29 protein-coding genes and 2 tRNA genes are annotated in these 25,324 nt (G+C 64.3%); 16 read left to right on the top strand and 15 right to left on the bottom strand.

Going from position 1 to position 25,324, the window contains the following annotated elements:
* Positions 1 to 22 precede the first annotated feature (22 nt).
* Positions 23 to 2,821 (bottom strand): sel1 repeat family protein, encoded by a 2,799-nt coding sequence (locus tag CK230_RS04520; RefSeq protein WP_141245990.1) that lies wholly within the window; start codon positions 2,819 to 2,821, stop codon positions 23 to 25.
* Between the two features lie 211 nt (positions 2,822 to 3,032).
* Between CK230_RS04520 and dapB the strand changes: the two genes are divergently transcribed.
* From dapB to CK230_RS04500, 4 genes are all read left to right on the top strand, one after another.
* Complete coding sequence (gene dapB, locus CK230_RS04515; protein ID WP_095816002.1) at positions 3,033 to 3,809, top strand: 4-hydroxy-tetrahydrodipicolinate reductase; 777 nt, start codon at positions 3,033 to 3,035, stop codon at positions 3,807 to 3,809.
* Positions 3,810 to 4,001: 192 nt separating this feature from the next.
* Entirely contained in the window at positions 4,002 to 4,961 is a 960-nt protein-coding gene (locus CK230_RS04510; protein ID WP_245429842.1) for an ABC transporter substrate-binding protein, read from the top strand.
* Positions 4,962 to 5,069: 108 nt separating this feature from the next.
* The gene (locus CK230_RS04505; RefSeq protein ID WP_095816000.1) at positions 5,070 to 5,879 is read left to right on the top strand and encodes an ABC transporter ATP-binding protein; all 810 of its coding nucleotides are present in this window, start codon (positions 5,070 to 5,072) and stop codon (positions 5,877 to 5,879) included.
* 11 nt (positions 5,880 to 5,890) lie between these two features.
* On the top strand, positions 5,891 to 6,769 hold the full coding sequence (locus tag CK230_RS04500; RefSeq protein ID WP_095815999.1) for an ABC transporter permease: 879 nt from the start codon (positions 5,891 to 5,893) through the stop codon (positions 6,767 to 6,769).
* A 6-nt stretch (positions 6,770 to 6,775) separates the two neighbouring features.
* Here CK230_RS04500 and CK230_RS04495 read toward each other — a convergent pair whose 3' ends face one another.
* Together CK230_RS04495 and CK230_RS04490 are read right to left on the bottom strand one after the other, a co-directional pair.
* Positions 6,776 to 8,164 carry a sensor histidine kinase gene (locus CK230_RS04495; RefSeq protein WP_095815998.1) on the bottom strand — a complete coding sequence of 463 codons (1,389 nt, stop codon included), beginning with the start codon at positions 8,162 to 8,164 and terminating at the stop codon, positions 6,776 to 6,778.
* On the bottom strand, positions 8,161 to 8,838 hold the full coding sequence (locus tag CK230_RS04490; RefSeq protein WP_095815997.1) for a response regulator: 678 nt from the start codon (positions 8,836 to 8,838) through the stop codon (positions 8,161 to 8,163). Before CK230_RS04490 ends, CK230_RS04495 begins: the two co-directional genes overlap by 4 nt.
* A 480-nt stretch (positions 8,839 to 9,318) precedes the next feature.
* On the opposite strand from CK230_RS04490, the gene CK230_RS04485 reads away from it, so the two are divergent.
* The 4 genes from CK230_RS04485 (at position 9,319) to CK230_RS04470 (ending at position 10,616) form a co-directional block, all read left to right on the top strand.
* On the top strand, positions 9,319 to 9,558 hold the full coding sequence (locus tag CK230_RS04485) for a DUF680 domain-containing protein (protein ID WP_095815996.1): 240 nt from the start codon (positions 9,319 to 9,321) through the stop codon (positions 9,556 to 9,558).
* Positions 9,559 to 9,613: 55 nt separating this feature from the next.
* Positions 9,614 to 9,820 (top strand): DUF680 domain-containing protein, encoded by a 207-nt coding sequence (locus tag CK230_RS04480; RefSeq protein WP_095815995.1) that lies wholly within the window; start codon positions 9,614 to 9,616, stop codon positions 9,818 to 9,820.
* A 254-nt stretch (positions 9,821 to 10,074) separates the two neighbouring features.
* On the top strand, positions 10,075 to 10,320 hold the full coding sequence (locus CK230_RS04475; protein ID WP_095815994.1) for a DUF680 domain-containing protein: 246 nt from the start codon (positions 10,075 to 10,077) through the stop codon (positions 10,318 to 10,320).
* 53 nt (positions 10,321 to 10,373) lie between these two features.
* Entirely contained in the window at positions 10,374 to 10,616 is a 243-nt protein-coding gene (locus tag CK230_RS04470) for a DUF680 domain-containing protein (protein WP_095815993.1), read from the top strand.
* 84 nt (positions 10,617 to 10,700) lie between these two features.
* Here CK230_RS04470 and CK230_RS04465 read toward each other — a convergent pair whose 3' ends face one another.
* From CK230_RS04465 to purM, 3 genes are all read right to left on the bottom strand, one after another.
* A complete protein-coding gene (locus CK230_RS04465; RefSeq protein ID WP_095815992.1) occupies positions 10,701 to 11,216 on the bottom strand; it encodes a histidine phosphatase family protein in 516 nt (171 codons plus the stop codon).
* Between the two features lie 193 nt (positions 11,217 to 11,409).
* Positions 11,410 to 12,117 (bottom strand): phosphoribosylglycinamide formyltransferase, encoded by a 708-nt coding sequence (purN, locus tag CK230_RS04455; RefSeq protein ID WP_095815991.1) that lies wholly within the window; start codon positions 12,115 to 12,117, stop codon positions 11,410 to 11,412.
* Positions 12,114 to 13,193, bottom strand: coding sequence for a phosphoribosylformylglycinamidine cyclo-ligase (gene purM, locus CK230_RS04450; protein WP_095816417.1), 1,080 nt, complete (start codon positions 13,191 to 13,193; stop codon positions 12,114 to 12,116). Before purM ends, purN begins: the two co-directional genes overlap by 4 nt.
* A gap of 304 nt (positions 13,194 to 13,497) precedes the next feature.
* On the opposite strand from purM, the gene CK230_RS04445 reads away from it, so the two are divergent.
* From CK230_RS04445 to hdaA, 3 genes are all read left to right on the top strand, one after another.
* Positions 13,498 to 14,115 (top strand): CDP-alcohol phosphatidyltransferase family protein, encoded by a 618-nt coding sequence (locus CK230_RS04445; RefSeq protein ID WP_095815990.1) that lies wholly within the window; start codon positions 13,498 to 13,500, stop codon positions 14,113 to 14,115.
* Between the two features lie 67 nt (positions 14,116 to 14,182).
* Positions 14,183 to 15,277 carry an AI-2E family transporter gene (locus CK230_RS04440; RefSeq protein ID WP_245429841.1) on the top strand — a complete coding sequence of 365 codons (1,095 nt, stop codon included), beginning with the start codon at positions 14,183 to 14,185 and terminating at the stop codon, positions 15,275 to 15,277.
* 1 nt (position 15,278) lies between these two features.
* Entirely contained in the window at positions 15,279 to 15,983 is a 705-nt protein-coding gene (hdaA, locus tag CK230_RS04435; protein ID WP_095815988.1) for a DnaA regulatory inactivator HdaA, read from the top strand.
* Positions 15,984 to 16,139: 156 nt separating this feature from the next.
* Here hdaA and CK230_RS04430 read toward each other — a convergent pair whose 3' ends face one another.
* The gene (locus CK230_RS04430) at positions 16,140 to 16,403 is read right to left on the bottom strand and encodes a hypothetical protein (protein WP_095815987.1); all 264 of its coding nucleotides are present in this window, start codon (positions 16,401 to 16,403) and stop codon (positions 16,140 to 16,142) included.
* A 580-nt stretch (positions 16,404 to 16,983) separates the two neighbouring features.
* Between CK230_RS04430 and CK230_RS33030 the strand changes: the two genes are divergently transcribed.
* Positions 16,984 to 17,130 carry a hypothetical protein gene (locus CK230_RS33030; RefSeq protein ID WP_176480011.1) on the top strand — a complete coding sequence of 49 codons (147 nt, stop codon included), beginning with the start codon at positions 16,984 to 16,986 and terminating at the stop codon, positions 17,128 to 17,130.
* A 155-nt stretch (positions 17,131 to 17,285) separates the two neighbouring features.
* Here the strand turns inward: CK230_RS33030 and CK230_RS04425 are convergent, their stop codons facing one another.
* The 3 genes from CK230_RS04425 to CK230_RS04410 all read right to left on the bottom strand — a co-directional run bounded on the left by CK230_RS04425 (position 17,286) and on the right by CK230_RS04410 (position 19,264).
* The gene (locus CK230_RS04425) at positions 17,286 to 18,086 is read right to left on the bottom strand and encodes a hypothetical protein (RefSeq protein ID WP_141245989.1); all 801 of its coding nucleotides are present in this window, start codon (positions 18,084 to 18,086) and stop codon (positions 17,286 to 17,288) included.
* A 503-nt stretch (positions 18,087 to 18,589) separates the two neighbouring features.
* The gene (locus CK230_RS04415; RefSeq protein ID WP_095815984.1) at positions 18,590 to 18,904 is read right to left on the bottom strand and encodes a hypothetical protein; all 315 of its coding nucleotides are present in this window, start codon (positions 18,902 to 18,904) and stop codon (positions 18,590 to 18,592) included.
* 12 nt (positions 18,905 to 18,916) lie between these two features.
* Positions 18,917 to 19,264: a hypothetical protein gene (locus CK230_RS04410; RefSeq protein WP_095815983.1), complete on the bottom strand. Its 348-nt coding sequence runs from the start codon at positions 19,262 to 19,264 to the stop codon at positions 18,917 to 18,919.
* A gap of 134 nt (positions 19,265 to 19,398) precedes the next feature.
* Here CK230_RS04410 and CK230_RS04405 point away from each other — a divergent pair, with 134 nt between their 5' ends.
* Positions 19,399 to 19,929: a hypothetical protein gene (locus tag CK230_RS04405; protein WP_141245988.1), complete on the top strand. Its 531-nt coding sequence runs from the start codon at positions 19,399 to 19,401 to the stop codon at positions 19,927 to 19,929.
* A 19-nt stretch (positions 19,930 to 19,948) separates the two neighbouring features.
* Here the strand turns inward: CK230_RS04405 and CK230_RS04400 are convergent.
* From CK230_RS04400 to CK230_RS33975, 3 genes are all read right to left on the bottom strand, one after another.
* Positions 19,949 to 20,025, bottom strand: a tRNA-Pro gene (locus CK230_RS04400).
* 72 nt (positions 20,026 to 20,097) lie between these two features.
* On the bottom strand, positions 20,098 to 21,273 hold the full coding sequence (locus tag CK230_RS04395) for an NAD(P)/FAD-dependent oxidoreductase (RefSeq protein ID WP_095816416.1): 1,176 nt from the start codon (positions 21,271 to 21,273) through the stop codon (positions 20,098 to 20,100).
* A 136-nt stretch (positions 21,274 to 21,409) separates the two neighbouring features.
* The gene (locus tag CK230_RS33975; protein WP_210201468.1) at positions 21,410 to 22,378 is read right to left on the bottom strand and encodes an NAD(P)H-dependent oxidoreductase; all 969 of its coding nucleotides are present in this window, start codon (positions 22,376 to 22,378) and stop codon (positions 21,410 to 21,412) included.
* Between the two features lie 251 nt (positions 22,379 to 22,629).
* Between CK230_RS33975 and CK230_RS04385 the strand changes: the two genes are divergently transcribed.
* Positions 22,630 to 22,935, top strand: a complete 306-nt coding sequence (locus tag CK230_RS04385; protein WP_095816415.1) for an ETC complex I subunit — start codon at positions 22,630 to 22,632, stop codon at positions 22,933 to 22,935.
* A gap of 56 nt (positions 22,936 to 22,991) precedes the next feature.
* Positions 22,992 to 23,068, top strand: a tRNA-Arg gene (locus tag CK230_RS04380).
* A gap of 26 nt (positions 23,069 to 23,094) precedes the next feature.
* On the opposite strand, the gene CK230_RS04375 is transcribed toward CK230_RS04380, so the two are convergent.
* Entirely contained in the window at positions 23,095 to 23,283 is a 189-nt protein-coding gene (locus CK230_RS04375) for a hypothetical protein (RefSeq protein ID WP_095816414.1), read from the bottom strand.
* 103 nt (positions 23,284 to 23,386) lie between these two features.
* Positions 23,387 to 24,322 carry a LysR family transcriptional regulator gene (locus CK230_RS04370; RefSeq protein ID WP_245429821.1) on the bottom strand — a complete coding sequence of 312 codons (936 nt, stop codon included), beginning with the start codon at positions 24,320 to 24,322 and terminating at the stop codon, positions 23,387 to 23,389.
* A gap of 111 nt (positions 24,323 to 24,433) precedes the next feature.
* On the opposite strand from CK230_RS04370, the gene CK230_RS04365 reads away from it, so the two are divergent.
* Positions 24,434 to 25,303, top strand: a complete 870-nt coding sequence (locus CK230_RS04365; RefSeq protein WP_095815981.1) for an NmrA family NAD(P)-binding protein — start codon at positions 24,434 to 24,436, stop codon at positions 25,301 to 25,303.
* Positions 25,304 to 25,324: the final 21 nt, after the last annotated feature.

The following is a 25,324-nucleotide window of genomic DNA, read 5'->3' as shown; positions in this document are numbered from 1 at the left end:
TGTCCCGCAACCCGCTGCCTTGTTACTTCGCCGCCTGAGCGTCCAGCGCCTTGATCTCCTCCGCGGCCGCCTTGCGCGCCGCCGCATCGATACCGGACGCGCCCTTCTCCTTGGCGAAGGTAATGAGGGCAGTGCGTGTGTCCTCGTCGCATCCGTCCGAGCCCACGCCGTCGATGCCGGCTTTCTTGGCAGCGGCGAGTATGGAGTCGCAAGCGTCCGGCGCGAAGGCGAATTGGCCCATGATGGCGCCGAGCGTCAGCGGGTCCTGCAGGCGCGGATCGTCGCGGATCGCCTGCAGCGTGGCGCCGCCGACCGCCTTCGATTTCCGATCCTGCGCGATCTGTGTCAGGTCGAAGATGAACTCGAATTCCGGCTTCTCGACGCCCTCGGGCTTCGACACCAGTATATCCAGCGCGTAGCGGGTGATCTCCTCGGGTGTGACGACCGAGCGGATGGCGCGCGCCTGATGGTAGTTGCGCACCAGCACCCAGCGAGAGGGCAGGTCGCCGTAGCGGGCGAGAATGCCGAGCTGCTTGATGGCGGCAAGCTTCTGCTTGTCGGTCTTGGCGGCCTGCGCCTGGGCAAACACCTTGTCGCGGATGCGGTTGACGACGTCCGCGTCGCCGCCCGGGCCCGGCGCGGCCTGTTGTGTCCCGGCTGCGGCTTGCGGGCTGGGAGCATCGCCAAGCGGCCCCTTCGCGTCGACCCAGGCGGCCAGCGCCTTGCGCGCGTCCGGGCCGAAATAGCCTTTCGGCTCACCGGTGTAGAAACCTTCGTTCTTCAACGCCGTCTCGATGGCGACGCGGATCTCATCGGGCAGCGCCTTGCCGATACCGACGAGGTTCTGGTCGTCGAGGCCGGCCGGCGCCTCTCGGAAAGCATCCATCACCGCGGCTGCGATCGCCGCCGTTCCGGCGCTGGAGGCCGGGCCGGAAAAGAGGCCGCTCAACTCCATGTCGGCGTCGTTGGCGTCGAACACGCCGGCGCCCATCCTGCCGATGCCGTCATTGTAAAGCGCGACGCGGTCGGTGATGCCTTCGCGCAGCGTCAGCAGATGATCGAAGCTGTCGAAGGTGAAGGCGTTGGCGAGCTTGCTCCTTGCCTTGAGCGAGCCGAGCCGCGCCGCCTCGCGCCAGGCATGCAGGCGCTCGCGCGGGTTCTTGTCGATGCCGACACCGTCATCATAGGCATCGCCGAGCAGCACCATGGCCTCGACGCTGCCGAGATTGGCGGCGTTGATCAGCATCGCCGTCGCCTTGGCGTCGTCCTGCGGATAGACCACGCCCTTGCGCAGAAGCTTTGCGTGCAGCAGATAAGCCTGCTGTTCCTTCCTGGCCTCGCCCTCGTCGATCAGCGCTTTCAATTGATCGTCGCTCGGCCCGTCGCCGCGGCGCGACGGGCGATAGCTGGTCGAATCGAGATTGGCATATTGCGTCGAGGCGTAGAGCCAGAGCGCGTCGCGGTCGCCGCCGTCCGCCAGCGGCTTCAGCATGGCACGCGCCAAATCCTCGTTCTTGAACTGCTGATCGTCCGACAGTTGCAGCCGCGCCAGCGCCAGCGCAGCACCTGGCTCGCCTGCCTCGGCGGCGTCGCTGAGGCGCCCGACCAACTGGTCCGGATTGTCGATTTGAAAACCGTCATAGTCGGGAAGCAGCTTCGCCAGCCTGATGCTGGCGTCGAGATCCCAGGGGGCGTTGAGCAGCTGGATCGCCTCGCGCGGCTGACGGCCGACGAACTTGCCGTCCAGGAGCAGGCCGGCGAGCATCGGCCTGGCCTCGGAGACATTCTTGGTTGCGGCGCGCAGCATCGCGATGGCGCGCTTGCCATCCGCCGGGCCGCCTTCGCCCTTGGCCAGCATGTCGGCCAGCATCGGTATGGCATCTTGATCGCTGCCGACGCGCGCCTCCAGCAACTGCCTGGCCTTCACCGCGTCCTGCGAGGTCCCGCGGCCCAGTCGCAGCGCCTTGATGTAAGCCAGCGCCGATCGTCCGGAGCCGTTGGCCCCGGCCTGGGAATCGGTCTCGACGGTATGAAAGGCCTTTTGCTGCTCGTCGCTCGTGAAGCCGTCTGCCGTCAGCGTCGTCCGCGCAATCAGCAGCGGCATGGCGGCGCGGAACTGGCTGTCCCATTCGCCGGGCGATTGGCCCTGGGCCGGTGCGTCGATGACGCGTTGCGCGGCCTCAACCACCTTGTGCGCGTCGCGGCGCAGCAGCGGCCCATCCAAATACTGACGCAGCAGCGTCTCAAGCGCCGTGAGATGGCCGGCAGCGCCTGCGTTCTGCAAGGCATCGAGCGCCATCGCTCGTGTGACCGGCAGTGGACCGGCGTCGGCGCTGTCATGCCGGTGCACCGAATAGATCTCATAGAGCAGATAATTCGCCTCGGGACTGCCGCCGTCGGCGATGAGCTTGATCTGCGGCAGAAGAAAGGTGAGCCCCGCTTGGTTGAGCGCGACCTGGACCCGCAGCCATTCAAGCGTCAGCCGCTTTTCCTGCGGCGCGCCGAGCATCGCCGCCTGGCACTTGTCGGCAACGGTTTTGAGCTTGGTGAGATCGAAGTCTTGCGGAAAGAGCGCCCCATACTGGACCGGCGGCGCCTTGGCTTCGGGATCGAGCGGCACCGAGGCGCCCTTGTCGCAGACGCTGATCGCCTCGGCGAGAGCGGCCTTCTTTGCCGCGTCGAGCTCGGGCTTCTTGATCGCATCATCGGGTTTGTCGGAAGAAGCCTGTGCAGCGAGGGCTCCGCCCGCAAGCGGCACCAAAGGAATGCAGGAAAAGACAGCGAGGCAGAAAGGAACCAGGACGTGCACTGGCCGCGGCATGGGCGCCCCCCTCGGACGTGGGTCCGGGTGCAGCCGGACGCTGACGGCAAAATAGCACGTCACGTCAACGATGATGAGTGTGGCGCTTCACATTCGTTCGCGGTTCGCTCGCGTCCACGTGCCGATGTCGTGGCACCGTAGGCAGCTGAATCAATTTGGCAGGGCGGCGTGCTAGAGGTTTGTTCCGACTCGCCTTTCGACAGAAAACGCCATGCCGCAACCGCTCAAGATAGCCATCGCCGGCGCGCTCGGCCGCATGGGCCGACAAATGGCCGAAACCGTCGCGGCCGACCAGCGGCTGCAGCTCGCCGCGCGCTTCCATCGGCCGGGCAGCACGGGCGAGGGGCTGGTCGAGCGCGACGAAGCGCTGGCGCTTGCCGACGTGGTCATCGATTTCACCACACCCGCGGCGTCCGCCGAACTGGCCAAAGCCTGCGCCGCGCGCGGCGGCCCGGCGCTGGTCGTCGGCTCGACCGGTTTCAGTGCGTCGGAGCTGGCCGCAATCGCCGAAGCGGCAAAGACAATCGCCATCGTGCGCTCCGGCAGCTATTCGCTCGGGCTCAACATGCTGACCGGCCTTGTCGAGCAGGCGGCGAGGGCGCTTGGGTCCGATGACTGCGACATCGAGATCCTCGAAGCGCATCATCGCTTCAAGGTCGACGCGCCGTCGGGCACGGCGCTGATGCTGGGCGAGGCGGCCGCGCGCGGACGTGGCATTGAGCTGGACGACGTTGCGAAGCGCGCCCGCGATGGTCTGATCGGTCCGCGCCCTGCGGGCGAGATCGGCTTCGCCGTGCTGCGCGGCGGCAGCATCGTCGGCGAGCACAGCGTCAGCTTCCTTGGCGAAGGCGAAACGCTGACCCTCTCGCATACGGCCGGCGACCGCTCGATGTTCGCGCGCGGCGCCATCGCGGCGGCCCTCTGGGTCGCCGGCCGGCCGCCGGGTGAATACGACATGCGCGACGTGATGGCCTTTGACGGTCGCTAAAAAGGCTGAAAGCCAGCTGAAAGCTTGGCCATGCCATGACGGTATTCGCGGCGTTCGCCGTGACTGGCCCGGGAGGGGTCGGCAAGGAGGAGATGCGGCGCAGCCCGGATGGCGCGCCGCCCAGGTGGAGGAAGTTACGTGACCGGTTTTATCTCTAGACACGCTGTTCGTTCGGCGACGCTGACGCTTGCCATGCTTGCCGCGGGCGCCACGACGGCATCGGCCGCCGACAAGATCTCGATCATGGTCGGCGGCTACGAAAAGCAGATCTACCTGCCCGCCAAGCTCGCCGAGGCGCTCGGCTATTTCAAGGATGAGGGCCTCGACGTCGAGTTGCTCAACGAGCCGGCCGGCGTCGACGCAGAGAACGAGATGCTGGCTGGCGCCGTACAGGGCGTGGTCGGCTTCTACGACCACAGCATCGACCTGCAGGCCAAGGGCAAGTTCGTCGAATCCGTCGTCCAGTTCAGCCAGGCGCCGGGCGAGGTCGAGCTCGTCTCGGCGAAACATCCCGAGATCAAGTCGCCCGCCGATTTCAAGGGCATGAGCCTCGGCGTCACCGGCCTCGGTTCCTCGACCAACTTCCTGACGGAATATCTTGCGGTCAAGAACGGACTGAAGCTCGGCGAATTCACCTCTGTGCCGGTCGGCGCCGGCAATACCTTCATAGCAGCCATGCAGCAGGACAAGATCCAGGCCGGCATGACAACCGAGCCGACGATCAGCCGGCTGCTCAAGACTGGCGAGGCCAAGGTGCTCGTCGACATGCGCACCGTGGAAGGCACGAAGGCGGCACTTGGTGGCACCTATCCGGCCGCCTCGCTCTACATGCAGACCGAATGGGTCGACGCCCACAAGGAAACCGTTCAGAAGCTCGCCAACGCCTTCGTCAAGACGCTGAAGTTCATCAGCACGCATAGCGGCGCCGAGATCGCCGAAAAGATGCCGAAGGACTATTATGTCGGCGACAAGGAAGGCTATGTGAAAGCGCTCGACGCCGGCAAGGCGATGTTCACCCCCGATGGCGTGATGCCGCAGGGTGGACCGGAGACGGTGCTCACCGTTCTGTCGGCCTTCAAGAAAGAACTGCAGGGCAAGCAGATCGACCTGTCGAAAACCTACACAACGGAATTCGTCAAGAACGTGAAGTAGTCGTCAGGACGGCGCGGGGTCCCAAACCTCGCGCCATCATGCCCGCTTTGTTTCCACGTCCGGCGATCTCCCGCACGGGGATCGCCCGCTATTGGAGTCTGTTCAACCATGGCTGCCGAAAACACCGCTCCGGCGATCGAGCTGATCAATGTCAGCCGCCGCTTCCTTTCCCCCACAGGCAAATCGCTGACGGCGATCCGCGATTTCACCATGACGGTCGAACGCGGTGAGTTCGTCGCTGTCGTCGGCCCGACCGGCTGCGGCAAGTCGACGACGCTCAATCTCGTCACCGGGCTCGCCAGCCCGAGCGCCGGCGAGGTCCGCGTCATGGGCGCGCCGGTCAAGGGCATTGATCCGCGCATCGGCTTCGTGTTCCAGACCGATGCGCTGTTTCCCTGGCGCACCGTGATCGAGAATGTCATGGCCGGGCCGCTGTTTCGCGGCAAGCCCAAGGCGCAGGCCCAGGCTTCCGCGCGCGACTGGCTGGCGCGCGTCGGCCTGGCCCGCTTCGAGCAGCACTATCCACACCAGCTTTCCGGCGGCATGCGCAAGCGCGTGGCGCTCGCCCAGACCTTCATCAACGGTCCAGAGATCCTGTTGATGGACGAGCCGTTCTCGGCGCTCGACGTGCAGACGCGTGTGCTCATGCATGAGGAGCTGTTGCGCCTCTGGTCCGAGGCGAAGGCCTCCGTCGTCTTCGTCACCCACGACCTCGAGGAAGCCATCGCGCTGGCCGACAAGGTCTATGTGCTCACCGCCGGGCCGGCGACGGTAAAATCCGTCTACACGATCGACCTGCCGCGCCCGCGCGTCGTCGCCGAGATCCGCTACGAGCAGCGCTTTATCGACTATTCGCGCACCATCTGGGCCGATCTCAAGGAAGAGGTCGAGACCAGCTACGCCCGCGCCGCGGCGTGAGGAGACCCGACATGACAGACGCCACCGTCAACATCCCGACCGCCGCCTTCAGGCCCGGAACCTCGGACGCCGAGATCGAGGCCGCCGCCGCCAAGGCCGCCGCGCATCGCCGCCACACCGTCACGTTCTGGCGGTTGGGCATCCTGGTCGTCTTCCTTGCCCTCTGGGAAATCGCCGGCCGCACGGCCTGGATCGATCCCTTCTTCTACGCCATGCCGAGCACGATCGCCGGCCGGCTCTATGAATGGATCACGGAGGGCACCTCGGAAGGCCCGCTCTGGTACCACCTCTATGTCACCATGGAGGAATCGGTGCTGGGCTTCGTCACCGGTTCGGTCGCCGGCATCATCATTGGCGTCGCGCTCGGCCGCAACCGCATGGCCGCCGATATCTTCTCGATCTACATCAAGGTGATCAACTCGATCCCGCGCGTGGTGCTGGCGCCGATCTTCATCATGATCCTCGGCCTCGGCCTTGCTTCCAAGGTGGCGCTAGCCTTCGTCATGGTGTTCTTCGTCGTCTTCCACAACGCCTTCCAGGGCGTGCGCGAGGCCGACCGCGCCATGATCGCCAATGCCCGTATCCTCGGCGCCTCCGACTGGCAGCTGACCCGCTCGGTGATCGTGCCGTCGGCGATGAGCTGGATCTTCGCCAGCCTGCATGTCAGCTTCGGCTTCGCCATCATCGGCGCCATCGTCGGCGAGTTCGTCGGCTCGCGCTACGGCATCGGACTGCTGATCAACATCGCCAAGGGTTCGTTCGACGCGGCGGGCATGTATGCCGCGATCGTCATCGTCATGGTGGTCGCGCTGGCCGCCGAGTACCTGATGACGATGGTCGAGAGCCGGCTGGCAAAGTGGCGTCCTCAGCCGCTGCATGAGACGCAGTGAACTACCTCAGTTGCCTGCCAGCGGCAGCCGCACCTCGACCTTGAGCCCGCCCGCGGCGGCGTCGCCGAGCGTGACGCTGCCGCTGGCGTTCTCGACCACCTCGTGGACGATGGCGAGCCCGAGCCCGCTGCCTTCCTCCGCCGAACCGGCTATGCGGTAGAAGCGTTCGAAGACGTGCTCCCGCTCTTCCACGGGAATACCTGGTCCGGCATCCGTCACGGTCAGCAACGCCTCGCTGCCAGTGGCGGCGAGCTTCACAGTGACGCTGCCGCCGGCCGGGGTGTAACGCAACGCGTTGTCGACAAGATTGACGATCATCTCCCGCAACATCGTTCCGTCGCCGGTGACCGGCACGGGGCCGGTTTCCTCGAGGCCGAGGTCGATGTTGCGTTCGATCGCCTTCGGCGCATGTGCCTCCAGCACCTGGCGGGCGGCCTCGGTGAGATCGATGCGGTCGGCGCGCGGACGCCGGCTGCCGGGTTCGGCGCGCGAGAGCGTGAGCAGCTGCTCGGCCAGTCGCGCCAGTTTGCCCGAACTTGCCTGCAACGCCACAAGCGCTTCCCGCCGTCGATCCGCGACGCTTTCGCGCAAGGCGTAGCTCGCCTGTGTCGACAGCAGCGCCAGCGGCGTGCGCAACTGGTGCGCGGCATTGGCGATGAAGCGGCGCTGCGCCGCCATCTGCGCCCGCACGCGCGCCATATAAGCATTGAGCGCCTCTATCAGCGGCCTGATCTCGCTCTGCGCGCCCGCCACCTCGATCGGGTCGAGGTCGCTGCGGCCCGGCGAGCGAACCGCATCGCGCAGGCGGATCAGAGGCGCCAGCCCGCGGCGCAAGCCAAGCAGCACGAAAACGCCGGCGATCGCCACTAGCGCCAGCTGCTGGCCAAAGGCGCTCAACCACAGACGCCTCACCATCGCGTCGTGACCGCCGAGCGTCACGCCGACCGTGACCGTGATCGGTGAATCCGACCCGGCACCGATCACCGCATGGCTGAGCGTTGCCAGCCGCAGACGATGATCGCGAAAACCGGTCTCGATACTGCCGCGCTGGGTCGCCTTCGGCAGGTCGGGATAGCCGGTCAGCAGCCGGCCGCCCGCGGTCTCGACATGGTAATAGACACTGTCGCGATCGCCGGTATCGAACATCTCGATCGCCGCCGGTGGAATGGTGGCGTCGAGCACGCCGTCTTTCACCGCGACCTGCTCGGCGATGGCGCGCGCCGATGCCATGAGCATCCGGTCGGTGACCAGATCGGCAGTCGCGCGCGCATTGCCATGGCTGGTCCATAGATTGATGGCGGCGAGCCCGGCCAGCGGCAGCACCACCCAGGCCAGCAATTGGATCCGAAGGCTGCCGATCCGAAGACTGCCGATCCGAAGACTGCCGATTCTCATGGCGCCGGATCGTCTTGGCGCAAAAGGTAGCCGAGACCGCGCAAGGTGGCGATCTGGACGCGCGATCCCTCGAGCTTCTTGCGCAGGCGATGCACATAGATCTCGATGGCGCTGGGGTCGGCGTCGGTGTCGAAGTCGTAGATGGCCGCCGAGAGCGCCGCCTTGCTCACCGTGCGGCCGGCCTTGACGACGAGCTGTTCCAACACCGCGTGCTCGCGCGGCGTCAGCGACAGCGTCGTGCCGGCAAGCGAGAACAGGCGTGTGTTGGTGTCGAAGACGAGGTCGCCGCAGGAAATGACCGGCGCGGTGCGGTCGTTGGCGCGGCGCAGCTGCACGCGGATGCGCGCCTCCAGCTCCTCGATCTGGAAGGGTTTGGCCAGATAGTCGTCGGCGCCTTCGTTCAGCCCCTTGACCCGGCCGTCGAGGCTGGCGTTGGCGGTGAGCACGATCACCGGCACCGGGTTGCCGCGCGCCCGCAGCCTTTTCAGCACCTCCATGCCGCTCATGCGGGGCAGGGCGAGGTCGAGAATGATCAGAGCGTGATCGCCGGCGGCCAAAGCATGCTCGACGTCCTCGCCGTCATGCACGACGTCGACGACATAGCTCGCCTGGCGCAGCGTCTTGCTCAGCCAATCGGCCAGTTCGCGATTGTCCTCGACAAGCAGCAGCCGCATCGTTCGTCGCTGTTTCCTCCCAACGGCGCCGACCTTCGCCGAGAGCGGCAGGCGGCATCCGAATTGGTCCCTGAGGCAACCGATAGTATCGATCCGCCCGCAAGGCAAACGCGGTTTCCCGGCGGCCGCCAACCCGATCACGCCGCCCGCCGGGCCACTTCCCCGGCCATGCAAGTGATAAAACCGAACCGTTCGGTTCAAATAATGTTGACGATCCGTGTAGCCGCGGTGAACGCCGGCAGGACTGGCCAGGGGCATCTCGACAATCGCTCGCCGTAACCAGTTGATTTCAAACGATAAGAGTCCGGCCGCTTAGCCTTTCACGCAATTTCAAGATCGAACCGAACGGTTCAGTTCACAAATTTTCGTGATTGGAACTGGCAGCAGGACAGACCCATTTCGGGGTGGTCCGAGCGACGCGAATTTCCATCAAGGCACGCCACCAGACGGACATGACTTTGAAAATCCGGAGTACTTAAAATGACCAAGATTGCTCTTACCGCCGCTGCCCTCCTCGTCGCTACGAGCGGCGCTTTTGCCAGCAGCGACCATTACGGTTCCGACAACGTCAATCAGCCGGCCGTGACTGCTCCCGCGGGCAAGGTCGACAACAGCATCACCGGTTCGATCCGCAAGCTCGACAAGCTCGAACAGCGCGACTTCCACATCACGCCTGATCAGAACCAGCCGCAGTCGGGCCAGGGCATCTGGGGCCGCTAAGCGGCTCGGATCCCAATCAACCGCAACCTCGATTCCTAAATCTGGAGCAACTCAAATGACCAAGATCGCTGTTACCGCCGCCGCGCTTCTCGTTGCCACCGGCGCCGCTTTCGCTGGCTCGGACAATTACGGTTCGGCCAATGCCAACCAGCCGGCCGCTTCGGTCGACACCTCGTTCACCGCTTCGGTCAAGAAGTCTGATGCGAATGTCCAGAAGCCCCTGACCCAGGGCGCGGACCGCGACCTCTTCGGCAGCCATTGATCGGTTCCGATCTTCGATAGACCTCAAAGCGGCGGGCTTGTCCCGCCGCTCTGTTTTTGTGGAGCCGGCTATGCGTTGGCCCGGGCTTTTCCGTGCGTTCGACCAGGCAATTTTGCGAGAACCCAATCGGGGTAAGCGGTCGCGGAAGCCGAAATCTTGATCGGGAATAAATCCGGACTGTTCCGGGTCTTGTCGGCAGCGGGGCCATCCTCCCAAGGCGCCGCCGATAGAACGACAGGACAAGGAACATTGAGATGACCAGGACCGCATTCGTCGTGGCTGCCATGCTCGCCGCTGCCATGGGCAGCGCCTCTGCCGGCAGCGACCATTACGGCGCCGACGGCGCCAACCAGCCGGCCGCCGGCGCCGATCACATGATGACCAGCTCGATCGGCGAACGCGGCACGGCGCATCGCCAGGCTTCGGTGACGGCCGCAACCAGCCGGACCGTCGTCGACATCATTGCCCGGCATAACGACGACGGCCTGTGGGGCCGCTGACGCCGCTTCGATCCCCCAATACCTCCACCCTTTTAACGAAAGGAACTTTTACAATGACCAGAATCGCTCTTACCACCGCGGCCATGCTTCTCGTCATGGGTTCTGCCTTCGCCGGCAGCGACCATTATGGCGCGGACAACGTCAACCAGCCGACCGCCGGCGTCGACCGCGGGCTCACCGCCTCGGTGCGCAAGCACGAGTCCGCCAAGCCTGCCAATGTCGACACCTCGATGACCACCGGAGCGGCGCCGTCGCAGGCCCGGCCTGATCCGGGCCAGGGCATCTGGGGCAATTGAGGTTTCACGTCTCAGGATTTGCCAAAGGCGGCGGGCTTGCTCCGCCGCCTTTTGTTTGCGGCCGGAGATCGGCAGCTTCGGTGTCTACCCCAAATCCTTCGGCCTGACGAAATGCGTCAGCCGCGCGCCGCCGAAATCGAGATTCGCCCAGTCGCCCTTTACTGTAAACCGCGCAAGTGCCGTCGTCGGAAACTTCGCTTCGATCTTCTTGAACACGTCCCTATCCGACCCGGCACCCGCGAGCCTAAGCACAAAATTCTGCAGGCCGGGGTTGTGGCCGATCACGAGCAGGTTGGTCGCCTTGACCTGCCGCACGCGCGCCAGGATGGCGCCGGCCGCTGCCTCGTAGAGCTCTTCCGCGAATTCCGCGGACACATGCTTCGGCAGTTCCTGAGTGACCAGCCGCCAGGTATCGCGGGTGCGCAGCGCCGGCGAGACCAGCGCGAGCTCCGGCAGCCAGCCGCGCCGCGAAAGCTCGCGCCCGATCAGCGGCGCCGTCTTCAGCCCGCGCGGGGCGAGCGGCCGGTCGAAATCGTCAAGCTTGGGATCGTCCCAGCTCGACTTGGCGTGGCGTAAGATAAGCAATTGTCTCGTCGGCATTGTTCAGGACCAAGATTGCTTGTCCAGTCGGGCGCGGGCCTTCCGCTTGATCTCGTCGATGTCGAAGGGAGCAAACGGGCCGCTGCCTAATCCGTCTATCCAAGCCTTACGCAGCCGGTCCGTTTCGGTTTGACCCAGGGGTTGGCTCGGCAGTTCAGGGGTAAGCGCCATGCTGCAATTCCCCGCCAAGGCCCTACGGCGTGATCCGCGCCAGCTGTTCGAGGTCGGTTTCCTCCCGCAGCGGATCCGGCGCCATCACCACCGAGGCGGCGTTGTCGGCATCGTCGGCGAAATGCGCAAGCACGGTGTGGCCCTTTTCCATGCGCGCCTTGCCTTCAGCGACGAGGCCCAGCGCCAGTGGATAGAGCCGATGCTCGGCCTTCAGCACGCGCGCGGCAAGCGTGTCCTCATTGTCGCCGACCATCACCGGCACGGCGGCCTGCGCGATGATCGGGCCGTCATCCATCTCCGGCGTGACGAAATGCACCGAGCAGCCATGGATGCGCACGCCGGCGCGGATGGCGCGCGCATGCGTGTCCAATCCCTTGAAGGCCGGCAGCAGGGCAGGGTGGATGTTGACCACGCGTCCCTGCCATTTCTCGACGAGGCCGCGTCCGAGGATGCGCATATAGCCGGCTAGCGCCACGATGTCGGCGCCGAAGCCGGTGAGCGCGGCGTCGATCGCGGCGTCATAGGCGTCCTTGCTCGGATGGTCGGCGCGCTGGATGACCTTGGTGGCGATGCCGCGCGACTGGGCGATGCCGAGGCCCGCGGCGTTCGCCCGGTCGGAGATGACGCCGACGATCTCGGCCGGATAGGTTGGGTCGGCGGCCGCGGCGATCAGCGCCGTCATGTTGGAGCCGCGCCCCGAGATCAGGACCACCGTGCGCTTCCTGCTCATAGGCCGATCGCGCCCCGATAGATGACGCCGGCGTCGCGGCGCGGCACGATCCTGCCGATCGGCGTCACGGTCTCGCCGGCTTCCTGCAGCACCGCCGCGACCTGCGCCGCCTGGCCGGAGGCCACGGCGAGGATCATGCCGATGCCGCAATTGAAGGTGCGCATCATTTCTTCCGGCGCGACGCCGCCGGTCTTGGCCAGCCACGAGAATACCGGTGGCACGTCGATCGCCTCGAGGTCGAGCTCGGCCGAAAAATCCTTCGGCAGCACGCGCGGAATGTTTTCCGGGAAACCGCCGCCGGTGATGTGGGCCAGCGCCTTGATGCCATGCGTGTTGCGGATCGCTTTGAGGATCGACTTCACATAGATGCGCGTCGGCTCGAGCAGCGCCTCGGCAAGGCTGAGCTCGTCGTTGAACGGCGCCGGATCGCTCCAGGCAAGGCCGCTCGCCGCCACGATGCGGCGCACCAGCGAAAAACCGTTAGAGTGCAGGCCGGAGGAGGAAAGGCCAAGCAGCACGTCGCCCTCGACGATGTCGTCGGTCGGCAGCAACTGGCCGCGTTCGGCCGCACCGACCGCGAAGCCGGCAAGGTCGTAGTCCTTGTCATGATACATGCCGGGCATCTCGGCCGTCTCGCCGCCGATCAGCGCGCAGCCGGCCTGCCCGCAGCCTTGCGCGATACCGCCGACGATCGCGGCGCCCTGGTCCGGATCGAGCTTGCCGGTGGCGAAATAGTCGAGGAAGAACAGCGGCTCGGCGCCCTGCACGACGATGTCGTTGACGCACATGGCGACGAGGTCGATGCCGATCGTGTCATGCTTTCCTGCGTCGATGGCAATCTTGAGCTTGGTGCCGACGCCGTCATTGGCCGCGACCAGCACCGGATCGGTGAAGCCGGCCGCCTTCAGGTCGAACAGCCCGCCGAACCCGCCGATCTCGCCATCGGCGCCCGGCCGGCGCGTCGCGCGCACCAGCGGCTTGATCTTCTCGACCATCAGGTTGCCGGCATCGATGTCGACGCCCGCCTCGGCGTAGGTGAGCCCGTTCCTGCGCTTGGCTTGGTCGCCCTTGCTCATATCCGGCTCGTCCATGTTTGTCATTGCGGGCTCTTCGCATGAATGGTTTCGGGGAGCAAGGCGCGAGAGCTAATCTCCCCCCTTGAGGGGGAGATGTCGCCAAAGGCGACTGAGGGGGTCGCTCCGCGTGAAGCGCCAACCTCCTCTGTTGGCGAAGGGCGCTGGCGCTCCACGCGCGGCGACCCCTCTGGCCTGCCGGCCATCTCCCCCTCAAGGGAGGAGACTACTCGCTTCACCGCCCGCTACTTGCGCCGACCTTCCATCTCCCTCATCTTTCCCAACAAAAGACACGACGGGACATCACGTGACCCTTCCCAACATGATCACGATCATGCGGCTGCTGCTCGTGCCCGCCGTGATGCTGGCCATGCTGCAGTCGCTTTGGGGTTGGGCCTTCGCCGGCTTCCTCATCGCCGGCATTTCCGACGGTGTCGACGGCTTCATCGCGCGCCGCTGGAACCAGTCGTCCCAGCTTGGCGCCTATCTCGATCCGATCGCCGATAAGCTTTTGCTTGTCTCGGTCTTCGTCGTCATGGGCTTTGCCGGCGAACTGCCGCTCTGGCTGGTGGTGACCATGGTCTCGCGCGATGGGCTGATCGTTTGCGCCGTGCTGTTGTCGAGCGTTATGAGCCATCCGGTCGAGGTGAAGCCGCTCTTCGTGTCGAAGGCCAACACTGCCGCGCAGATCGTGCTGGCGGCGCTTGTGCTGGGGGAACTCGCCTTTGCCGCGCATCTGGGCCCGCTGCGGACCGGGCTCATATTGCTGACCGGGGTCTTGACCGTGGCTTCGGCCGCGGCCTATCTCGTGGCTTGGCTGAGGCATATGAGCGGCTATGGCGAAGGCTCCCGGACGAGCAACTCCCAGAACGGCGACACCAAGTCGGGCATCGGCAAGTCGGGCGGCTCCAGCACCGACGCCTGACTACGATGGCGCGGTGATCGTCGCTGACGACAGCTCCGGCGGGCTTCGCCGCCAGGTCTTCTTCTGGCTGGCAACAGCCGTCCTGCTGGCGCTGTTCCTCTATGTCTTCTCAGGCATTCTGCTGCCCTTCGTCGCCGGCATGGTGCTCGCCTATTTCCTCGATCCGGTCGCCGACTGGCTGCAGCGGCTTGGCCTCTCGCGCCTGATGGCGACCGTGGTAATCCTGATCGCTTTTATCGTCGTCGTGGTGTTGGCCTTCGTCATCCTGGTGCCGGTGCTGGCCACCCAGATGGCCGATTTCGCCCGCAAGCTGCCGGAATACCTCACCCGCCTGCAGTCGCTGATCACCAGTTTCGACCCGAAATGGCTGGAGCAGCGTTTTGGCGTCAACGCCGCCGGCCTGCGCGACGGGCTGAACTCGCTGTTGACTTCCGGTTTCAGCCTGCTCACCACCGTCTTCACCTCGATCTGGAGCTCCGGCGTGGCGCTGGTCTCGGTGATCAGCCTGTTCGTCGTCACGCCGGTCGTCGCCTTCTACATGCTGCTCGACTGGGACCGCATGGTAGCCGAGGTCGACGGCTGGGTGCCACGCGACCATGTCGAGACGGTGCGCGCGCTTGCCCGCGACATCAACACCGCCACCGCCGGCTTCGTGCGCGGACAGGGCACGCTATGCCTTGTGCTCGGCGCCATGTATGCCACCGGGCTCACGCTGACCGGCTTGAACTTCGCCATCCTCATCGGCTTCTTCGCCGGATTGATCTCCTTCATTCCCTATGTCGGATCGTTGACCGGGCTGGTGCTGGCCGTCGGCGTCGCCTTCGTCCAGTTCTGGCCGGACGGGACGATGATCGTTGCGGTCGCCTGTGTGTTTTTCGTCGGCCAGTTCATCGAGGGCAACATCCTGCAGCCCCGGCTGGTCGGCAAGAGCGTCGGTCTGCACCCGGTTTGGCTGATGTTCGCGCTGTTCGCCTTCGGCGCGCTGTTCGGCTTCGTCGGCCTTCTGATTGCCGTGCCGGCCTCGGCGGCGATTGCCGTGCTGGTGCGCTTCGCGATCGCTCGCTACCTTGAATCGCCGCTTTACAAGGGTCACGCCACAGAGTCCGTGCCGCCATTGCCGGCCGATCGCGGCGGCGGCCATCGCGCGAAGCCGCGTGGCTGAAGTGGCCGGTGAGCGAACCGATATGCCGCGCCAGCTGCCGCTCGATCTCGGGCACGGCACCGGCTATTCGCGAGACGAGCTCGTCGTCTCGGGCACCAACGCGCAAGCTGCATCGCTGATCGACCGCTGGCCGGATTGGCCGTCGCCGGTGGTCGTGCTGGCCGGGCCGGCCGGCTCGGGTAAGACGCATCTCGCCCGCATATGGCAGGAGCGGGCGCATGCCGTCGCCATCGATCCAGGCCGGATCGGCGAACACATTGGCGGGTTGGGCGTCAGGCCGGCGCTCATCGACGACATCGACAAGGCGGCGATCGATGAGCAGGACCTGTTCCACCTGATCAACGAAGCGCGCGGCGCCGGCTCGACGCTGTTGCTTACGGCACGGCGTTTCCCCTCGGCCTGGCGCGTCGCGCTGCCCGACCTCGTCTCGCGGCTGAAGGCGGCGGCGACGATCGAGATCCACGAGCCGGACGATCTGCTGCTTGCCGGCGTCATCACAAAGCTGTTCGCCGACCGCCAGGTCGAGGTCGAGCCGCATGTGGTGCAATATCTGGTGCGCCGCATCGAGCGTTCGCTCGGCACCGCCATGCGCGTCGTCGAGCGCCTCGACCGCGCCGCGCTTGAGCGCAAGACGCCGATCACCCGGGCGCTCGCGGCCGAGACGGTCAGCGCCATGGACGAAGGGCAGGGCGAGTTCGATATCTAGGCCTTTCCCTTCTCCCCTTGTGGGAGAAGGTGGCCGCGAAGCGGCCGGATGAGGGTGCTCCAGGGAAAGCCAGCGTCTCACTCCGCTGGAACACCCCTCATCCGTCTCGGCGCTGCGCGCCGATCCACCTTCTCCCACAAGGGGAGGAGGGAAAGATTACGCCCAGAGCCCGGCCAGATGCCGAGCTAGAAGATACACGCCCGTATGCGCCGCGACGTAACAGGCGGCTATAAGCACGAAGACCATCAGGCCGGCGGACCGCGACCGGGCAACGCCGTTCTGCCTCTTGCCCGGCCGGTTGTTCCAGACCCACAGGGCAGCGCACAGAATTGCCCAGACGACCATCGCCGGAACCGCGAAGCCGTAATAGGCCAAATAGGCCGGGCCAATCAGCGACAGCAGCGCCTCGACAACAGGCATCGAAAATCCCCAGTCCGAAGTCTAGACCGGCGACAAAGTGGGAAGCGAGGGATTATTTGAGCCGCGCCAGGCGTTTACGTGATCAAGCGTGAAGCATGCGGCGCAGCTGTCCCATTCCGGAACAGACTTTCCGGCATCGCTCTTGCAACGCGGACAATGCCGGCTGATCCCGGCCCCGATCGCGTTCCAGATCGGGTTGTAGGCTCGCCGGGCTCGAGGTGTTGGGGTTCTCGCCCGGCGGGTTTACCGTCCCAGCGGCCAAATGGGCTAGGTCCGCTTACCCCTTGAGCCTGTCCGCAACCGGCACAGCCAAGCGGCTAAGGCCTGACCGTGGCTGCATGCATTGGGATTCGATCAAGTCACCTACTGCCGCGAGTGCCGTGCCGCCGGCCGCGACGATCGGAATTTGCAGTTCACCAATCATGCGGTGACGCCAGAGCAGCGGAACGGCTGGACGCTTTGTCCATAAAGCGGCCCGACAGTTCCGCGCTCTGTTGGGGTGCGTTGAGTTGAACCGCCGGGCCTAGCCGACTCGGGGTTGGGGAGTCGGCCGATGCAGAGGTTACATTAGCAAGGCTGCATGAATATCACGGTTGGTTACATTCCACCGGTTTCGCTGAACTCGCCGGGCGAGGCCCCCAACAACTGCCTCAAACCCGACGAGCTGCCGGAGATCAACCCGGCAATGTCTGCCGTGCAAGGCCGATGCCAGCGTTTCCGTCCTTGAATGATACGGCTTGCCGCACCGGCATTCCTGGCATGGTGAAGAAGCAACCGGGCTTGACCGCGGCATGACCTTGACGTGCATGGCGCTGGCAAGGGAAGCCTGCCAAAGGGCGATCGCCGCAAGGGCGGCTAGGACTCCTTCGCCGATAACTTTGCCTAGCCACCTCTCAACAACTGAATTGCGGATACATCCCGCCAATTGATCAAAAACTCACCCTCCGGTGAGTCAACGGTTACGAAATCGTCGCCATTGTGAAGGTAAACATCCCCGCCGGGGCTCCATGTTCGCCAAAGGACTGGCTGCGATATTTCGATCTGGGATATGTGACCAACGCCTACGACAGCCCCGAAGTCTGCCATCATCTGTTCATAGAGCCTCTGGGCCTTTTGGAAGAACTCGAGGGCCTGCTTTGCTGCAGCTCTGGCAGCAGCATTAGCCATGAGTCCGGAGATAAAGGACAGCGCGACCGATTCGGCTATGAAGGCAGCCCCTGGTGCACCAATTATACCGAATGAAGAACTCGATTTCGGTCCAAGTGCATTGCTTGCTTGTGCACGCAAAGATTGGATTTCCGCGACCTTCGCCTCAGGGTAGAGTTTCACGCCTGTCACATGTATCCACTTCCCTGACCCTAGCATGATGCTCATCGTGTGCAGTTTCGGCGCGTTCTCGCGCGCCTTCGCCAGGTTTGAATGGATTAACCTGTTTATTGCCCGGTTTAGCTTCGAGAATGCAGGTTCGGCGCTATTGCCGTAAAAAACGACGCCGTCTTTCCCTGTGACCGGTGTCTCGCGCGTCTTAATTTGCAGGTGGCCTTCGTGCAAAGGGCTGGCTTGCTGATAAATGGTTTCCACTACGTCGGTGATTGGAATATTGGCCGTCACTTTGCCGGCTCTGCGGACAAGCACCCGATCTTCCAATAGCTCGATCGACGAGTCTTTCCCCTCGGCTATCATCCCCTGGCTCCGCCTACTCCCCATAGGGAAGATCGCGCCGACTGCGTAGAAACGCAAGCTTCGACCCGATGGGGAGCGGCTTGACGATTTCAGCGGATAACCGCAGCGTGTCCGTGGGCTTGAACACCTGCACCTTTGGCCTAACGTTTCGGCTCAAAGCCCTGTTCGGCCATGCACGCGCGGAATGTACTGCCTGACGCAACCGTGCCGGCGGTCCATAGTCGACCTGCAGCAACTTGTGTCTCGGCTGCCCGGCCATTGCAGATTGCTTTGGCTCGCTCGAAACGTGCATCATAGCTGCCTGTTGCGATTGGCCTCCATTCGCTTGACGAACTGCTGTTGCAGCCAGCGAGAATGCCGAATGCCGAGAGTATGCAGATGCTGTGAACCGGAAACATGGCCTCTCACTCCTAAAGGCACCGCCGCCATCCCACTATTCGCGTCGCAGGTAGCCCCGAGCACCGCAACGCCGATTGCGGCGATGTAGAGCGGGACCGGCATCCCTAGTTTATTCGACACGGATGCTGCAGACGGTACTCAAGGACGTGCGCGATGATTTCTTCCTCTTTGTCAAGTTTCTGGGCCAAGGTTACCTTGTCGGTCGTCTCAAAACGCGGCATCGAACGAATGAGATCGTAGAGTTGCGGGTTGCATTCGAATGCAACCGTCCTGGCAACAAGGTCGGCCGGCTCGCAAAGATCCTTGAATTTCTGAAAGCCTGCGTCGAGGCACGCCTCATAGGCGTCTCGTGTCGCGTCAGCATTCGCTCCGCCGATCGACATGGCGATAAAAAGGAGAGACACAAAGCTCGCTCTCATTCGGCCTATTCCTTAGTACTTGAAATCCGGAGTAGAACCGGCTGCACCGAGTTCCATGTCAATGCAGCTATCGAGAACAGTATACGATCCCTTGCCACCCATGCTGGCTAGGTTGTCACAGTAGTTTCGGGTTTTAATTGGCAGCGAGGACCATTCGGGCTTACGCTTGTTGTAAGCGTTTTGCTCCATGTCGATGCAACTGTTGTAAACGGTCGACGACCCTCCACCCATGTCGGATAGCTGCCTGCAATAACCCGCCGCGTCATAGCGCGGCATTTGCTGGGCGTTTGCCGCCATGAACGTTGCCGGTATGGCGCCGATTAAAACAACGGCCCGACAACGCGAGTGCCCGCTTTTCATGGAATTTGCCCTCCACTTCCCCGAGCAAGCATCGCGCAACCGTGGCGCGCACGCAAGCCGCTCATGGCCGTGACATCGGCAAGTATCGGGTGCTATCGGTAGAAGTGGCGTTGAGACAGGGGGGGAGACTTCAGTTGGCTAAAAAGGATGCTCAGCCGTATACGCTCACATGGACGATCTCGATCGTCGCGCTTCTGAACTCAGTAATCTCAGTATTTGTTGTTGTGGTCCCCGTAGCAATCAATCTGTTCACGCCAAAGAATTCAAACCTTATCTACTCCATCCAGGCGAGCGCAGACCCGGTTTCGATCGGACTGCTGGTTTCAAACAGCGGCACCAGGGCGGGCACTGTCTCCGGCGCCTCGCTGTCTGGCAACATCGGCAACAAGGAAGTGGACGGTCTAGAGCTTCGCATCGCCGAGCTGGGCGGCAGCGCGGCTATCGTAGCCCCGAGCGAAACAAAGCTATTTACGCTCGCCGTTCAAAAGCCGGTGTCGGGCATGCACGTATTCGAAATACTTCCCTGCGGAGGCGCGGTCGCGATGTCCATCGATGTGAGTTCAACAGATTTCCAGGGGCAAAGACAGAATGCCCGCTTGCCCATAAACTGTTCTGAGCAGCGCAACTTTCTTATCAGCTTGGCCGAAATGCCCGAAAAGCACTGAAAGGCGTGCTTGATTTAAGTGGTCGGAGTGGCGTGATTCGAACACGCGACCCCCTGATCCCAAATCAGGTGCGCTACCAGGCTGCGCTACACTCCGACGTCCCGCGGCGTATAGGGGGCGCACGCCCGGAAGGCAACACAAAAACGGAGGCCAAAGCCACCGTTCGATTCAGCGCCTCAGGCCGGCGACCTTCCTGGCGATCGCCGCGGCCTGGATTGTCGCGTTGGAGAAGCAGCCGCGAATGCTGGGCCGCATGCCGGTGAACCAGAGCCCGGGCAGCTTCGGGTCGCTCGCGGCGCCGTTGAACAGCGGCACGCCCTTGGCGTCGAGGACGCCGAGCTTGCCCAGCATCGTTTCCAGTCCGGTGCGGTAGCCGGTGGCGGCAATGACGATGTCGGGCGCAATTCGTTGGCCATTGTCGAGCACGACGCCGTCGCGCCTGAATTCGCGCAACTGCGGCACGACTGTGATGCGCCCGGCCTTGATGGCCTTGACTGCGCCGTCGTCGGCGGCGATCGCGGTATAGTCGGAGCCGAGCCGGCTGGCGCCGCCCGATGGGGCAGGGGGCAGGCCGTATTTCGTCAGATCTCCGAACACCAGGCGCTGCGTTGCCGCCATGGCCGCGTCCGCGAGCCATGTGGGCAGGTTGGCCATGAGCGGCGATATTCGATGCACCGCGATCTTGCCGATGCGCTTGGGCAGCAGCGAAGGGCCATTGCGCGCCGAAAGCCACATCTGGCCCGTCTCGATGCGGGAAAGATGGTTGAGCGCGTCGAAGCCGGAATTGCCGGCGCCGACCACCAGGACCTTTTTGCCGGCATAGTCGCTTGCCCTTCCGAAATCGGCCGAATGGATGATCGACCCCGAAAACTCCTCCATGCCTGGCCATGCCGGGATGAAGGGCTGCCGGTCGCGTCCGGTGGCGATCACCACATATCGCGCCGCCTTCAAGCCCTCGCTTGTCCGCAGCAGCCAATGGTCGCCACGAAATTCGATCTCATCGACCTTGATGTCGAAGGCGATCGGCAGCCGGTGCGTTTCGGCGAAATCGTTGAGGTGGCGGATGACGGCGCTGCGGTGCGGGAAGGCGGGCGTGCCTGCCGGATAGGAAACGCCCGGCAGTGAGGAGAGCTCGCGATGCGTGTTGAGATGCAGATTGTCGTGGCGGCGATGCCAGGGCTCCGCCAACCGCCGTTCGCGTTCCAGAACCTGCACCGTCACGCCGGCCCCGGCCAGCGCATGCGCGGCGGCAAGCCCGGCGGCGCCTCCGCCGACGACAATCGCGCCGTCCAGTATCGCTGGCTCGCCGGCCCCCAACGGCGAGACTTTCGTATCCGCGCTCATTCGTATCTTTGTCGTCGCCATCATGCCTTCAAGTGGCACGACCATGTATCCGATGTATGCCGCTCACAGGCCAAAAGGAATAGGTGCGTGTTGCAAAGCCCCCCGGCATTGTGTCGCGGATTTTTGCAAGCGCCGGCTAATGAACCGGGTCGGCATGGCGATGCACCAGCTTGAACGCGCCGTCCTCCAGCCGAAACACTTCCGTCACCCGCAAGGTCATCTCGGTCGCCTCGCCGTTCTTGCCGATGCGCGCCTTGGCATGCTGCAAGCCGCTCCAGAAGGCCAGATCGCCGCTGGACGACGCTTGCAGCACCTCGAGGTCGGTGTTGCCGCCTCTGTGGAAGCTCGCGGCGTCGCGTTCGTAACGGCCGGCCACCGCTTCGGCGCCTTCGAGATGGTCGCCGCGCGGTGAGAAGAATGTCGCCGGCCCGGCACGGGTGACGATCGCCTTCAGCGAGGAGGCATCGCCATTGACATAGTCCTCGGCGATCTTCTCGCGCTGCTTCATGAAGGCATCGAAGGACGAGCCGCCAGGATGCACCGTCCTGATCCATGTCTCCAGGCTGGCCATGAAATCCTCGAGGAAGGCCGCGGTGTCGGTGTTGGTTACCGCGCCTTTGTCGTCCAAGAGTTCCGCGACATTGCCGATATAGGCCTCCGGCTGCTGCATCACCGGCATGTCGAGGAAGGCGAAGGTTTGTCTCAGCGCATGATTGGCGCCGAAAGCGCCGAGCTTGTGCGGTGTGACGCTGACCACGCCTGCGGGCATGCCCTTGAACACGCTCTTGCCCGGCGGGCGCGAGCCGACATCGAGCGCATTCTTCAGGCAGCCCGGGATCGAGCGGTTGTATTCCGGGGTGACGAACAGCACCGCGTCGCATTCGCGCATCGCCGCGCGGAAGACCGACCACGCTGCCGGCGGATCGTCACCGTCCAGATCCTCGTTGTAAAGCGGCAGCTCGCCGATCTCGATGAAGCGGCAGCGCACCGAATCCGGCGCGCGGGCGGCCAGCGCCTTGGCGATCTTGCGGCTGAAGGACTGGGCGCGCAGGCTGCCGACAAGCACGGCGAGCTGCAGGACGGTGTGCTCGATTGCATTGGTCATGGCGAAACGTCCGCTTCTGATTGAAGGCTCACGGGGAAGGCTGCCCGGCATGGCGACCCGACCTTTCGATAATGTCGCCGGCGCGGCGAGGTTCCCTGCGCCGGGGGAGCGCAGGGCCGCTTGCGGCCTTGCCGCCGCGGCCATTGCACAGTAATGACGGATTGGCGCGAGATTTCAGGCTCCCGACAGGGTGCTCAAGGGTGGCGCGCCAAACCAGGGTGCCCGGATTGTCGGGCGGCAAAGAGGTGGTCATGTCCGCGCGCATTTTCAGTCCAGCCAAAACCGCGATGCAATCCGGCAAGGCAAAGACCGGACATTGGGTGCTGGAGTTCGATCCCGCCCAGCGCAAGAAGATCGACCCGCTGATGGGTTACACCACCTCGGGCGACATGCTGAGCCAGGTGAAGCTCACCTTCGAGACGAAGGAAGAAGCGGTGGCTTATGCCGAGAAGGAAAAGATCGCCTATCGCGTCGAAGAGCCGAAGGAAGCCAAGCGCCGGCAGATTTCCTATTCGGACAATTTCCGCTATGACCGCAAGACGCCCTGGACGCACTGACTTCCCCGAGTCTTGCATCGCTTGGCGTAACCCAACAGCCGGCCCGGCCGGCCGACGGTCCCGTAGCTCAGCTGGATAGAGCACCGGCCTTCTAAGCCGATGGTCGCAGGTTCGAATCCTGCCGGGATCGCCATTCCTTTGGCGCGATTCTTGCGGACTTCACTTCCGCATCAGTTTAGGGGAGGGCTCGGTCAGCCATTGCTTGCCGTCTTTCTCGCTGGCCCATGGATTGCCGAAGGCCTTGGTCGGCAGCGGTTCTTCGTCAAATTCGAGCCGTACCTTCACAGCCCGCCGCTCGCGCCGATGCTCGGCTTGCTTGAATGCCTTGTCGCTGTCGGCTGTGGTCATGCCGACGATCGGGGTATTTCTTCGGGACCGGCTCATAGGCGTTCCTTATCACAGATGTGCGAAATAACGCAGCGCGAGCGGGCCTGCTGTAGTGGTGACAAATCTAAACCTCCGCCAGCAACTCCGTCAGGAACTCCACGAACGCCCGCACCTTGGCGGTGCGGTATTGTCGCGAGGGGTAGATCGCGTGGAGCGGGAAGGACTCGTCGGACCAATCCGGAAACAGGTCGACCAGCCGGCCGTCGCGAACCTGCTCGCGCGTGGCGAACTCCAGCACCTGCGCGATGCCGGCGCCGGCAAGGCAGGCGTTGAGCATGGTCGGCGCGTCGGAGGTCATCAGCCTGGTCTGGAGGCTGACTGGCAGCACCTCGCTGCCGCGGCGAAATTCCCACTCATAGGCGCGGCCATGCGCAGCGTCCAAGAAATCGATGGCGTCGTGGTCGGGCAGGTCGGCAGGGTGCCGCGGACGCCCCCGGCGCTCGATATAGGCGGGCGCCGCGACCGTGAGTATGCGCGTCTCGAACAGTTTGCGCGCGGTGAATGAGCCGGCCGGCGGATCGCCGAAGCGCAAGGCAAGATCGAACCCGTCCGCCACCAGGTCGCCCACCGCGTCGCGCATGATGAGCTCGAGGCGAAGCTCCGGATAGAGCGCCAGGAACCGGCCGGCATGCCCGGCCAGCACCAGTTGCGAGAAGAACGGATCGACATTGACGCGCAGCCTGCCGCGAACCACCGAGGTTGCGCCGGTGGCCTCGACAGCCGCCTCCTCGATGCCGTCGAGGTGAGGGCCGACCCGCTCGTGGAAGCGCCGCCCTTCGTCCGTCAGGTGCATGGTACGCGTCGTGCGGTCGAGCAGCCGCACCCCGATACGGGCCTCCAGCCGCTGGATGGCGCGGCCGACCCCCGAGGCGGTCATGCCGAGCGAGTCCGCTGCCCGCGCCATCGAGCCGGCTTCGACCACCGCCATCAGCACCGTCACGCCGGACAGCAATCTTCCGTCATAGGGCATGCGCCATTCCCAACCTGAAGTCCGGATCATGATGACATATCGGCGCTGGGATCAGCAAGAAATGGGTGCAAAAAGACGGCCAGAGACCGCCGGCCCGTCGCAGCCGCCGGCCCGGTCACCACCACAAACGAAGGAAAGATCATGTTCGCAGTTACCGCCATTACCGGCCGCGTCGGCGGGGTCCTTTCCGAAACGCTGCTGGCATCAGGCCACAAGGTTCGGGCCGTTGTTCGCGACGAAGCCAAGGGCGCGCCGTGGCTGGCCAAAGGTTGCGAGGTCGCCATCGCCGACTTGAGCGATCGCGGGCCGCTTGCCGCGGCGCTTTCCGGCGTCGAGGGCGCGTTCATCCTGTTGCCGCCGGTTTATGATGCCGAACCCGGCTTCCCGGACGTGCTGCCGAAGATTGCCGTGGTCCGCGAGGCGCTCCACAAGGCGCTGCCGCCCAAGGTGGTAGTGTTGTCGACGATCGGCGCGGATGCCGCTGAGCCCAATCTGCTCAATGTGCTGCGCCTGCTGGAAGAGGCGCTTGCCGATCTGCCCGTGGCCGTGACGTTCCTGCGCGCCGCCTGGTTCATGGAAAATGCCCAGTGGGACATCGCCTCGGCGCGCGAGCGGGGTGTGATCGACAGCTATCTGCAGCCGCTCGATCGACCGGTCGCGATGATCTCGGCCGCGGATGTCGGCAGGACGGCCGCCGAGTTGCTGCTGGAGGATTGGCGCGGCCACCGCGTGATCGAGCTCGAGGCCGGGCAAAGGGTGTCGCCAAACCGGATTGCCGCGGCCTTTGCAAAGGCGCTTGGCCGCGAGGTCGAGGCGCGCACCGTCCCGCGCGAGCGCTGGGAGACGATCTTCCGCGGCCAGGGCATGCGCCATCCGGCTATGCGCATGCGTATGCTCGACGGCTTCAACGAAGGCTGGATCGACTTTCGCGATCCGAACGCCCAAAGGCGCAAGGGATGCATCGGGATAGACGAGGCGATTGCGAACATTGTCGGCGCGGCCAGGCGGTAAGTCTCTGTTCTTCGGGCGAAC

The organism is Mesorhizobium sp. WSM3859 (assembly GCF_002295065.1).
Classification (GTDB): Bacteria; Pseudomonadota; Alphaproteobacteria; order Rhizobiales; family Rhizobiaceae; genus Mesorhizobium.
This window is presented reverse-complemented; position numbering and strand designations above follow the sequence as displayed.